Annotated in this window: 8 protein-coding genes; 2 read left to right on the plus strand and 6 right to left on the minus strand. The window is 50.0% G+C overall.

Annotated elements, in window-relative coordinates:
* Positions 1-259 precede the first annotated feature (259 nt).
* A complete protein-coding gene (locus H8S44_RS06260; RefSeq protein WP_186871733.1) occupies positions 260-610 on the plus strand; it encodes a hypothetical protein in 351 nt (116 codons plus the stop codon).
* Between the two features lie 187 nt (positions 611-797).
* Complete coding sequence (locus H8S44_RS06265; protein WP_186871734.1) at positions 798-2186, plus strand: MATE family efflux transporter; 1389 nt, start codon at positions 798-800, stop codon at positions 2184-2186.
* Positions 2187-2538: 352 nt separating this feature from the next.
* Here the strand turns inward: H8S44_RS06265 and ppdK are convergent, their stop codons facing one another.
* The 6 genes from ppdK to era form a co-directional block, all read right to left on the minus strand.
* Positions 2539-5166, minus strand: coding sequence for a pyruvate, phosphate dikinase (gene ppdK, locus H8S44_RS06270; protein ID WP_186871735.1), 2628 nt, complete (start codon positions 5164-5166; stop codon positions 2539-2541).
* 360 nt (positions 5167-5526) lie between these two features.
* A complete protein-coding gene (gene adhE, locus H8S44_RS06275) occupies positions 5527-8148 on the minus strand; it encodes a bifunctional acetaldehyde-CoA/alcohol dehydrogenase (RefSeq protein WP_186871736.1) in 2622 nt (873 codons plus the stop codon).
* A 351-nt stretch (positions 8149-8499) separates the two neighbouring features.
* The gene (locus tag H8S44_RS06280; protein ID WP_186871737.1) at positions 8500-9888 is read right to left on the minus strand and encodes a glycine--tRNA ligase; all 1389 of its coding nucleotides are present in this window, start codon (positions 9886-9888) and stop codon (positions 8500-8502) included.
* A gap of 22 nt (positions 9889-9910) precedes the next feature.
* Positions 9911-10498 (minus strand): hypothetical protein, encoded by a 588-nt coding sequence (locus H8S44_RS06285; RefSeq protein ID WP_186871738.1) that lies wholly within the window; start codon positions 10496-10498, stop codon positions 9911-9913.
* Positions 10499-10594: 96 nt separating this feature from the next.
* Entirely contained in the window at positions 10595-11269 is a 675-nt protein-coding gene (gene recO, locus H8S44_RS06290; RefSeq protein ID WP_186871739.1) for a DNA repair protein RecO, read from the minus strand.
* A 247-nt stretch (positions 11270-11516) separates the two neighbouring features.
* Positions 11517-12428: a GTPase Era gene (gene era, locus H8S44_RS06295; RefSeq protein WP_186871740.1), complete on the minus strand. Its 912-nt coding sequence runs from the start codon at positions 12426-12428 to the stop codon at positions 11517-11519.
* Between the last annotated feature and the right edge of the window lie 19 nt (positions 12429-12447).

The following is a 12447-nucleotide window of genomic DNA, read 5'->3' on the forward strand; positions in this document are numbered from 1 at the left end:
ATTTAGAACGATTATAACGTGTCGCATACTACCTGTCAACCCCAAAATTCAAGTCGAACGTCCGTAAGACTTGGCGCGTGATTCTGGACAGCGAAGCTGACATATTCCTATCAGAATCACTGCGCATCCTCGCGGAGCGTTTATCTCAGTCGGAGACCTGACTCCGACTGAGATAAATTTTTCGCCTGAAATGAAACTTTTTAACGGTATAGAACGTCCAATAAATTGAAAACATAAATAACGAACAGGAGGTTTTCTTATGAAAAAGAAATTAACTATGATGATACTTTTCACTGCCATTACCGCATCCCTGATCGCAGGCTGCGGAACCAAGGGATCCGGCAACGGTAATTCCGCTTCCCAGACCACCGGAAAGGAAGACGCGGAGGACGCTTCTGAATTTACCGGAACCCTGGACGAGGTAAAGGATTTCATGTTTGTCGTAACCGACGCTTCCGGCAGCTCCTACGAATTTACCTTCGAAAATGAAAAGCCGGAGGGCTTAGACAAGGTAAAGGTTGGAGATAAGGTCACCGTAACCTATACCGGAACCATCTCCGAGGTAGATCCTTTTATGGGCGAGGTGCTTTCCGTTACTGCAGCGGAATAACCGAAGAACATTGAAAAAGAGTGCGCATCTTTGCAAGACCGTTTTAAGAACCAAACAGTCCTTAAAACGGTCTTTTGCTTTTCCATGCGTTTTCTCTACGAAAACTAAAAAAGAAGGTATAAAATCCTGCGAAAATATGTTATGCTGAACAGGTATTAAAAAGGGATTTATGTAAAGGAAGGGATTTATGTTAGAAAAGTTTCGCAGAAAATATATCGGAGACAGAAATTTTTATAAAAGCTACATCGCACTGGCATTGCCGATGATCATACAAAACGCAGTCACAAACCTGGTTAGTTTTCTTGACAATATTATGGTTGGACAGCTTGGTACAGAGCAGATGTCCGGAGTAGCCATTGTCAATCAGCTGATATTTGTATATAATCTGGCAATATTCGGGGCTGTGTCAGCAGCCAGCATTTTTGGTGCCCAGTATTTCGGAAAAGGAAATCACAAAGGACATATGTATTCTTTCCGTTTTAAGCTGTATGCAGCTTTGACGGTTACAGCACTTACCATTCTGTTGTTTGTAACAAAGGGGGAAAGCCTGATTTCTCTTTATCTCACAGACACTTCCGGAAGCGGCGCGACAGGTGCTGCATTACAGTATGGATTAGAGTATCTGATCATTATGATGGCAGGCCTGATTCCCTTTGCTGTAAATCAGTCTTATGCAACCAATATCAAGGAAACCGGTCAGACCCTGATTCCTATGATCGCAAGTTTTGTAGCTGTTGGAAGTAATGCCATCTTGGACTATCTCCTGATTTTCGGTATCGGACCATTCCCGGAACTCGGCGTACAGGGTGCAGCTCTGGCAACGGTTATTGCCCGTTACATAGAAGCCCTTATGATTATCATCTGGGCACACAGGCACAGCGAGAAAAACCGGTATCTCAAAGGAGCGTATACTGGCTTTGGTATTCCCACAGATGAATTAAAAGCAATCATCATCAAAGGATTACCACTTATGATGAATGAAGTTCTGTGGGCTGCGGGAATGACAGCTGTAATACAGTGCTACTCAATCCGCGGCCTGGAAGTAGTCGCCGGACTTAACATTGCCACGACCATCACCAATCTGTTTAACATCATTTATATTCAGCTTGGCGCCTGCATCAGCATTGTGGTTGGACAGTACCTGGGTGCCGGTAAACTGGAAAAAGCAAAGGATGCGGATAATAAAATGATTGTATTCAGTGTTTTTTGCTGTATCATTGTGGCTATATGTATGCTCTTTATCGGCAGATTTTTCCCACAGATCTACAATACCTCTGAGGAAATCCGCGCACTGGCAACCAAATTTATTGCAGTGTCCGCAATCATCATGCCTTTCTGTTCCTTTAGCCATGCCTCCTATTTTACACTGCGCTCCGGCGGAAAAACAATGGTTACCTTCCTGTTTGATTCTGTTTTCACCTGGATTATTATTGTTCCAACTGCCTTTCTACTGGCGCACTTTACAGGACTTGGTATCGTAAGTGTGTACTTCCTTGTACAGGCAACCGAATTGATCAAGGTTGTCATCGGTTATTTTATGGTACGCAGTAATGTATGGCTGGTTCAGATGGTATAAAAAAGTGATTTTGTAAACAGGGTGTAACAAATAGGCATATGCGTTTAGCATATATCTATTTTATCACATTATTATATATGCATTTAGCATATATTTAATTGTGCCTTTGATTCTTTGCTTGATTACTCAGACAACATCTTCAAACCTCCTTCGATGCGCAACATCTTGCGCTTTTTGCCCCCAAACGCAAAAAATATAGGGAGTCTGTAACAGACTCCCTATACTAGAAATAACTTAAATTCAAGCTTTTCCGGGAACCGGAAAGCGCGATGTCCGCCATAATAAAGCTTACCGCTCTTCCATATGAAATCTTTTGGAATCTCAAAAGTTCCTAAAAAACATGTTGGCCCAATTAACGTGCCTCGCTGATAGCTGCCTGTGCTGCTGCCAGTCTTGCAATCGGTACACGGAACGGGGAACAGGAAACGTAGTCCAGGCCAATCTTATGGCAGAACTCTACGGAAGACGGGTCTCCGCCGTGCTCGCCGCAGATACCTACATGCAGGTTCGGATTTACCGGCTTGCCAAGCTTGATCGCCAGCTCCATGAGCTTGCCTACGCCTGTCTGATCCAGCTTTGCGAACGGGTCGTTCTCCAGGATCTTCTTGTCGTAGTACGCGTTCAGGAACTTGCCTGCGTCATCACGGGAGAAGCCGTAGGTCATCTGAGTCAGGTCGTTGGTACCGAAGCAGAAGAAGTCCGCATCCTTTGCGATGGCGTCTGCGGTCAGGGCTGCTCTCGGGATCTCGATCATGGTACCAACCTCATACTTCAGGTCGATGCCTGCTGCCGCGATCTCAGCATCTGCAGTCTCTACTACTACCTTCTTTACAAACTTCAGTTCCTTCTCCTCACATACCAGCGGGATCATGATTTCCGGTTTTACATTCCAGTCAGCGTGTGCCTTCTTTACATTGATAGCCGCGCGGATGACAGCTCTGGTCTGCATCTTCGCGATCTCCGGATAGGTAACAGCCAGACGGCAACCTCTGTGGCCCATCATCGGGTTGAACTCATGCAGGGACGCAATGATGTTCTTGATGGCCTCTACAGACTTGCCCTGTGCCTCTGCCAGTTTCTCGATGTCAGCTTCCTCAGTCGGAACGAACTCATGAAGAGGCGGATCCAGGAAACGGATTGTAACCGGGCATCCCTCCAGAGCCTCGTACAGCTTCTCGAAGTCTCCCTGCTGATAGGGCAGGATCTTTTCCAGTGCTGCTTCTCTCTCTTCTGCGGTATCGGAGCAGATCATCTCACGGAATGCAGCGATTCTGTCTTCTTCGAAGAACATATGCTCGGTACGGCACAGACCGATACCCTCAGCGCCCAGCTCACGCGCCTTCTTAGCGTCTTCCGGCGTATCTGCGTTGGTACGAACCTTCAGAGTTCTGAACTTGTCAGCCCATGCCATAACGCGGCCGAACTCGCCTGCGATCTTTGCGTCCGCAGTCGGAATCTGTCCGTCGTAGATATTACCTGTGGTACCGTCGATGGAAATCCAGTCTCCCTCATGGTACTCCTTGCCAGCCAGTGTAAACTTCTTATTTGCCTCGTCCATAGCGATATCGCCACAGCCGGATACACAGCAGGTTCCCATTCCACGGGCAACAACTGCCGCATGGGAGGTCATACCGCCACGGACGGTCAGAATACCCTGTGCAACCTTCATTCCTGTGATATCCTCCGGAGAGGTCTCCAGACGAACCAGAACAACCTTCTCGCCTCTCTCATCCCATTTTTCAGCATCCTCTGCGGTAAATACGATGCGTCCGCATGCTGCTCCCGGAGAAGCTCCCAGACCCTTGCCGGCCGGTGTCGCTGCCTTCAGTGCTGCAACGTCGAACTGGGGATGAAGCAGGGTATCCAGGTTACGCGGGTCAATCATGGCTACAGCCTCTTCCTCTGTACGCATACCCTCGTCTACCAGGTCGCAGGCAATCTTCAGAGCTGCCTGTGCGGTTCTCTTACCGTTACGTGTCTGCAGCATGTACAGCTTGCCGTGCTCTACGGTAAACTCCATATCCTGCATATCTCTGTAATGATCCTCCAGGATCTTGCAAACCTTATTGAACTCCTCAAATGCCTCCGGGAACTTCTCGCCCATCTCGGAGATGTGCATGGGAGTACGAACGCCTGCTACTACGTCCTCGCCCTGTGCATTGGTCAGGAACTCACCGAACAGTCCCTTCTCACCGGTAGCCGGGTCACGTGTGAACGCTACGCCGGTACCGCAATCGTCGCCCATGTTACCGAATGCCATGGACTGTACGTTAACGGCTGTTCCCCAGGAATAGGGGATATCGTTGTCACGACGGTATACGTTCGCACGGGGGTTGTCCCAGGAACGGAATACAGCCTTGATTGCTCCCATCAGCTGCTCCTTCGGATCATCCGGGAAGTCTGCGCCGATCTTTTCTTTATATTCTGCCTTGAACTGATTTGCCAGTTCCTTCAGGTCTTCTGCTGTCAGCTCTACGTCCTGCTTAACGCCCTTCTTCTCCTTCATGGCGTCAATCAGCTCTTCAAAGTACTTCTTTCCTACTTCCATTACCACATCAGAGTACATCTGGATAAATCTCCGATAGCAGTCCCATGCCCAACGGGGATTGCCGGATTTCTCTGCAATCGCGTTTACTACGGTCTCATTCAGACCCAGGTTCAGAATGGTGTCCATCATACCCGGCATAGATGCCCGGGCGCCGGAACGTACGGATACCAGCAGCGGATTCTCCGCATCACCGAACTTCTTTCCTGTAATCTCTTCCATCTTTCCGATGTATTCATTGATCTGACCCATGATCTCGTCATTGATTTCCTGACCGTCCTCGTAATACTGGGTGCAGGCTTCCGTCGTGATGGTGAAGCCCTGCGGTACGGGAAGTCCCAGACCTGTCATCTCTGCCAGATTCGCTCCCTTTCCACCCAGAAGATTACGCATCTGCGCATTTCCTTCCTTGAACAAATAAACCCATTTTGCCATTGCCCTGTTTCCTCCTGTAATATAATGTTCTCTCCACGTCCACCTTACGCTCTGCGGCAGTCTCTGTAACTCGGAATCCGGCAACTCAGAATCCGGTTCCTGCCCGAAATTTTCCCGTAACGTAAAGTGAGCGCGGGATATGTGGTCAACGACCCAACCCTGCGCACATCTATAGTGTAACACACCATTTCGTTTTGTCAACCCATCTTTCGTAAATTTAAATAAAAATCAGCTTATGAAAACGTTTGTTTTTGTCTATTATTTAACCATCTTTTAAAAAGGCGGCAGCCCGGACTATCAAAAGCGTCCGGGCTGTCGTTTTTTCCTTTATTTTCTTATCTCTGACAATCTTTTCACAGCTTATCTGCCGTCGTAAGCCCGCAGGTAAAGCTCTTTGATCTCGGACATCAGCGGGTATCTGGGGTTTGCGCCGGTACACTGGTCGTTGAAAGCGTTTTCCACCATCTCGTCCAGAGTCACCAGGAAATCTTCTTCCTTGATGTCGTAATCCTTAATGTACTTTCTGATGCCTACACGCTCCTTCAGGGCTGCGATAGCCCCGATAAAGTTCTCGAATACCTCATCGTCGTCCTTGCCGGTGATCCCTACGAAACGGGCTACCTCACAGTAGCGCTCCTTTGCATGGGGATACGGATACTGAGAAAAAGTTCCCATCTTCACCGGAGCCGGATCCGCGTTGTAGCGCATCACATGCTCGATAAGCAGAGCATTTGCCACGCCGTGGGGCAGGTGGTGATATGCGCCCAGCTTATGTGCCATAGAGTGGCATACGCCCAGGAATGCGTTGGCGAAAGCCATACCTGCCATGGTGGAGGCATTTGCCATATGTTCTCTTGCCACCGGATCGTTGGGACCGTCCTCGTAGCAGCGGGGCAGATAATCGAAGATGTTCTTCGCTGCTTTCAGGGCCAGGCCGTCGGTGAAGTCTGTAGCCATGATGGAAACATAAGCCTCCAGGGCATGGGTCAGGGCGTCAATACCGGACGCGCTGGTCAGTCCTCTGGGCTGAGTCATCATGTAATCCGTATCAATAATGGCCATATTCGGAAGGAGCTCATAGTCTGCGATGGGCCATTTGGTGCCGGTATCCGCATCAGTGATGATGGCGAAGGGCGTTACCTCGGAGCCTGTACCGGAGGAGGTGGGAATCGCCACGAACATGGCTTTCTCACCCATCTTCGGGAATACATAGACACGCTTCCGTATATCCATGAAGTCCATGGCCAGATCTTCAAAACGGCGCTCCGGATGCTCATACATGAGCCACATGATCTTGCCTGCGTCCATGGCGGAACCGCCGCCCAGAGCGATGATCACATCCGGCTGGAAGGCACGGATCTGCTCCACGCCCCGTCTCGCGCACTGGAGGGTCGGATCGGGCGCTACCTCGTAGAAGCAGGAATAGGTGACGCCCATTTCATCCAGCTTATCCGTGATGGGTTTCGTGTGGCCGTTACTGTAAAGGAAGCCGTCGGTTACGATAAAGGCTTTTTTCTTATGATAATAGTTCTTCAGCTCATCCAACGCCACCGGCAGGCAGCCTTTCTTGAAGTATACTTTCTGCGGTGTACGGAACCAGAGCATGTTCTCTCTCCTTTCTGCTACGGTCTTGATATTGATCAGATGCTTCACGTTTACATTCTCGGATACGGAGTTTCCGCCGTAGGATCCGCAGCCCAGTGTCAGGGAAGGAGCCAGTTTAAAGTTGTACAGGTCGCCGATACCGCCCTGGGAGGAAGGTGTATTCACCAGGATACGGCAGGTCTTCATGCGGGCTGCGTGCTGAGCCATCTTCTCAATCTGGGATGGATGGATGTACAAAGAGGAAGTATGGCCGTAGCCGCCGTCCTCGATGAGACGCTCCGACATGTCGAGAGCTGTTTCAAAATCTTTCGCCTTATAGAGTGCCAGTACCGGGGACAGCTTCTCATGGGCGAAGGGCTCGGAGATATCCACGGAGGTGACCTCGCCAATGAGGATCTTGGTAGCTTTCGGTACTTCAAAACCTGCCAGCTGCGCAATCACATAAGCCGGCTGTCCTACGATCTTCGGATTCACAGTGCCTGCTTCTGTCAGAATAATGCCGCGCATCTTATCCAGCTCTTCTTTATTCAACATATGACAGCCACGCTTTATGAATTCCGCGCGTACCTTATCATAAATATCCTCCAGTACGGTAACGGACTGCTCGGACGCGCAGATCATACCGTTGTCAAAGGTCTTTGAATGAATCACGGAGTATACAGCCAGCTCAATGTCGCAGCTGCTGTCCATGATAACCGGGGTATTTCCCGGACCTACGCCGATGGCCGGTTTTCCGGAGGAGTACGCCGCCTTTACCATGCCGGGTCCGCCGGTAGCCAGAATCACGTCCGCACCCTTCATCAGTTCGTTGGAAAGCTCGATGGTGGGACTCTCGATGCAGTCAATGAGTCCTGCGGGCGCTCCGGCCTTCTCCGCTGCCTCTCTCACAATGCGGGCCGCCTCTGCGGTACACTTCTTTGCGCGGGGATGGGGGCTGATAAGAATGGCGTTACGGGTTTTCAGGCAAATCAGGCTTTTGAAGATGGCGGTGGATGTGGGGTTCGTGGTGGGGATGACTGCGCCTACCAGCCCCACAGGCTCTGCAATCTTCTTGATACCATAGGACTTATCTTCTTCGATGACACCGCAGGTCTTCACGCGCTTGTAGGCATTGTACATGTACTCGGCTGCGTAATGGTTCTTGATAACCTTATCTTCTACCACGCCCATACCGGTCTCCTCACAGGCCATCTTTGCCAGCGGAATACGCTGCTTGTTGGCTGCCATGGCTGCCTCAAAGAAAATCCGGTCTACCTGCTCCTGAGTAAAGGAAGCATAAATCTTCTGTGCTTCCCGCATCTTCGTCATCTTCTCCTGAAGCAGTTCCACGTCTGTCCTGGTCTCCAGTTCCTGATTCACTTCCGCTTTCTTTGCCATAGATTACCTCCTTGAATTGATTTATGTTTTGTTATTTTTTTATCATGTAATTATGAATATTTTCTATCTGTATTGGTTTATTTTTCACAATCTTTTCTTTAATTTTCTGATTTTTTATATTCGCATTCTATCATATTGCACACAAAGTTGCAAGTGTTAAATATATATCTTTCTTACTTTTTGATATATTTTTAACAATTTCAAAAAAAGAGGAGGGATGGAATGAGACATAGATGTTGGTGAAGAGGACGTTTTCATCTTTCAACGCCAGAAACAGGAAAAATGCACCCCTGGCTGACGTGTCAGCCAGGGGTGCATTTTTCCTGTTTCGTCCGTTATAAGACTATAAAATTAAAACGCAAATTTATCTGCAAAATAAGCATCCAGCTCGTCGATCTTCACACGCACCTGCTCCATGGTATCACGATCACGGATGGTCACTGCGCCGTCAGTCTCAGATTCAAAGTCATAAGTTACGCAGAACGGCGTACCGATCTCGTCCTGACGACGGTATCTCTTACCGATGTTACCTCTGTCATCGAACTCGCAGTTATACTTCTTGCTAAGCTGCGCAAAGATCTTCTCCGCGCCCTCGTTCAGCTTCTTGGACAGGGGCAGCACACCGATCTTCACCGGTGCCAGCGCCGGATGGAAATGAAGCACGGTACGCACGTCGCCGCCCTCCAGCTCCTCCTCGTCGTAAGCTGCGCACAGGAACGCCAGAACCACACGGTCCGCGCCCAGAGACGGCTCGATGACATAGGGAATATATTTCTCCTTGGACTCGTCATCAAAGTAAGACATATCCTGTCCGGATACATTCTGATGCTGGGTCAGGTCGTAATCAGTTCTGTCTGCAATACCCCACAGCTCGCCCCAGCCGAAGGGGAACAGGAACTCCAGGTCCGTGGTAGCCTTGCTGTAGAAGCACAGCTCCTCGGGAGAATGATCGCGGGCGCGCATCTCGTCATCCTTCATTCCCAAAGACTTCAGCCAGTCGATGCAGTACTGCTTCCAGTAAGCAAACCACTCCAGGTCGGTACCCGGCTTGCAGAAGAATTCCAGCTCCATCTGCTCGAACTCTCTGGTACGGAAGGTAAAGTTACCCGGTGTAATCTCGTTACGGAAGGACTTACCGATCTGTCCGATACCGAAGGGAATCTTCTTTCTGGAGGTTCTCTGTACGTTCTTAAAGTTTACAAAGATACCCTGTGCAGTCTCCGGACGGAGATATACCGTGTTCTTCGCGTCCTCGGTCACACCCTGGAAGGTCTTGAACATCAGGTTGAACTGACGGATATCTGTAAAATCATGCTTTCCGCAGGAAGGACAGCAGATATTGTGCTCGTCCACATAAGCCTTCATCTCCTCCGGAGACCAGGCATCTACAGAACCCTCTATCTCGATGTCATTGTCAGCCATATAATCCTCGATAAGCTTATCCGCGCGGAAACGCTCCTTACAGCTCTTGCAGTCCATCAGCGGGTCAGAGAAGCCGCCCAGATGTCCGGACGCTACCCAGGTCTGCGGGTTCATCAGGATGGCGCAGTCTACGCCTACGTTGTAAGGGTTCTCCTGTACGAACTTCTGCCACCAGGCGCGCTTTACGTTATTCTTCAGCTCCACGCCCAGATTACCGTAATCCCAGGTATTTGCCAGGCCACCGTAAATCTCAGAACCCGGATACACAAAGCCTCTTGCCTTTGCCAGAGATACAATCTTGTCCATTGTCTTTTCCATTTGCTTTTCTCCTCTTCACTGATTATTTGTAAATGATATATGACAGTCCGGCACTTTCCACCGCCGCCTGCTTTTTACCTGTAACAGTCACATTCCCGCCTGCGGATACCGCCAGAATTTCTCCCGGTACCAATACCTGGCAGGCATCATCTGTCTCCAGAATCAGAACCTTTGCTTCGTCCCCCGCTTCCAGAGAACCAAAGTCCGTCTTCGCCCCATTCGGATCCAGCAGTTCTCCGGACAGGTCATAGCCCTCTGCCCGGGCTTCGGATACAGTCCCAACAAACAGTTCCTCTTCATTATAGCTGCTGTAGTCATCGCTGCCTGCAAAAGTCATCTGAAGCACTGCTGTGCCATTCTTCACTTCAAACTTTTTCAGACTGATGTGATCCTTCGCAAAGGTTTTATTATAATCCGCCAGTTCGCTGTCAATCTCCTCTTTCAGTTCGTCCGCATCGTAGAAATCCTTATCAAAAGATTCCGTGATGGTACTGGTGATCGTCCCCTTCTTGTCTACAGAAATAGCATTCCCCTCCGGTACGGAGTTTCCGCACCCTGCCAGAAGAAAAATCCCGCAGGCCAGAAGACAGATACAGATTAATTTTCTCATCAATATGTCCTCCCATATTTTTCCTGAATCGTCAGTTCAGGGAATCTCATATAGTATAGCGTCTTTTGGGTGATTTTTCAACTGCTTTCCCGAATTTTAACTTCCGGACGCTCCGGGCAGGCCCACGCAGGCCTCCAGAATCTCCCGAGACCGGTAATGTCCTTCCATATACTGCTGCCGGTAACGGTTCATGACAAACCGCAGCTCTCCCAGAACCTCTTCCGACACCTGAAAGGTATAGAGCTTCTCCACCGGGGAGGCCGCGATATACTGAAGGGTATACAGGGTAGACTGGCAGATATCCAATGTCTCGAAATCCGGCGGACATTCTCCGTTTACCACCAGCACCTTCAGTTCATATATGTAGCGAATCAGCTCATCCGGAATCCGCGGACTGACCAGGGCCCGCAGGGACTGATACAGAAGCTTCAGCATCTGCAGCTCGTCATTGGCCTCCCTGGTATAATATTCCGCCACCTCGCAGAAATAGAACCCGTAACAGGCTCCTTCAAAATCCGCGCTGAGCTCATGGAAATAGTTCCCGGCCCTGGCCTGCATCAGATTAAAGGAGGTACGGCCCTCGTAGACCGTAAACTCCCCGAACACAAAGGAATTGCAAACCGCCAGAAGGGGGCTGTTCTGCCGTCTGGCCCCTCTGGCAAAAGCTGTGATCTTGCCCCGCTCCTTCGTCAGAAGCACCAGCCGCTTATCGTAATCTCCCTGGGGATAGGCTGCCAGTACCAGGCCTGTCACCGTAATCATCTGTCCCATATTCCGACCCGGCCTTCCGGCCTTCTCCCTTCTCCCCCAGGCAGCTCGCTGCCCCTTCCCGGGTAATTCCTCTGTACTTCAGATAATCCTCCACAGACCCTGTCCGCTCAAATACATCCCACGTCATCCACGCTCGCCCCTTTCAGATACGATGCACCCGCATCCTCCGTTCTTAGCGTCCCCAAAACTGCTCTCTCTATCCTGCCAAAAATATGGCAGCAACCGGCCGGCCACAAAACCTCTATCGCTACAGCTCCAGCTCCTTCTTATCATATCCGAAGTTCTTGATGAGGAAGTCACTGTCCCTCCAGTCTTTCTTCACCTTCACCCATAACTGCAGATTCACTTTCATCTCCAGCATATCCTCGATCTCATACCGGGCCGTGCTGCCGATCTTCTTCAGCATACTGCCCTGTTTTCCGATGATGATACCCTTATGGGAATCCCTCTCACAGATAATGGTGGCGTCGATATCCATGACCTTTCCTCCCGGCCGCTCCTTCATTTTGTCAATGGACACGGCGATTCCGTGGGGGATCTCCTCATTGAGGCAGCGAAGGGCTTTCTCCCGGATCAGCTCCGCCACGATCTGCCGCATGGGCTGATCCGTCACTGTATCTTCATCATAAAACTTCGGACCATAAGGCAGATACTTGAAAATCTGCTCGATCAGAGTCTCCGTATTGTCGCCGTTTAAGGCTGATACGGGCACGATCTCATGGAAATCGTGCAGCTTCCGATAGGTGTCGATGACCGCCAGAAGCTCTTCCTTTTTCACCGTATCCGTTTTATTGATGACCAGAATCACCGGCGTCTTCACCTTGGCCAGCTGCTCCGCGATATGACGCTCTCCGGCGCCCACAAAGGTGGTGGGCTCCACCAGCCAGAGCACCACGTCCACCTCCTTTAAGGTCCGCTCCGCCACATTGACCATGTACTCGCCCAGCTTGTTCTTGGCCTTATGGATGCCCGGCGTATCCAGGAATACGATCTGTCCCTCGTCACAGGTATAGACCGTCTGAATCCGGTTCCGGGTGGTCTGTGGCTTATTGGAGGTAATGGCGATCTTCTGTCCAATCAGCTTATTCATCAGGGTGGACTTTCCCACATTGGGTCTGCCAATCAGTGTGGCAAATCCGGATTTGCACTGTTTTTCCATAAAATAGTTTCCCTTTCTC

It is taken from the genome of Anaerosacchariphilus hominis (genome assembly GCF_014290175.1).
In the GTDB taxonomy this organism is placed as follows: Bacteria; Bacillota; Clostridia; order Lachnospirales; family Lachnospiraceae; genus Laedolimicola; species Laedolimicola hominis.

Coding starts and splice junctions, on each gene's coding strand:
- H8S44_RS06260 (WP_186871733.1), top strand. CDS start 260: ATGAAAAAGAAATTAACTATGATGATACTTTTCACTGCCATTACCGCA.
- H8S44_RS06265 (WP_186871734.1), top strand. CDS start 798: ATGTTAGAAAAGTTTCGCAGAAAATATATCGGAGACAGAAATTTTTAT.
- ppdK (WP_186871735.1), bottom strand. CDS start 5,166: ATGGCAAAATGGGTTTATTTGTTCAAGGAAGGAAATGCGCAGATGCGT.
- adhE (WP_186871736.1), bottom strand. CDS start 8,148: ATGGCAAAGAAAGCGGAAGTGAATCAGGAACTGGAGACCAGGACAGAC.
- H8S44_RS06280 (WP_186871737.1), bottom strand. CDS start 9,888: ATGGAAAAGACAATGGACAAGATTGTATCTCTGGCAAAGGCAAGAGGC.
- H8S44_RS06285 (WP_186871738.1), bottom strand. CDS start 10,498: ATGAGAAAATTAATCTGTATCTGTCTTCTGGCCTGCGGGATTTTTCTT.
- recO (WP_186871739.1), bottom strand. CDS start 11,269: ATGGGACAGATGATTACGGTGACAGGCCTGGTACTGGCAGCCTATCCC.
- era (WP_186871740.1), bottom strand. CDS start 12,428: ATGGAAAAACAGTGCAAATCCGGATTTGCCACACTGATTGGCAGACCC.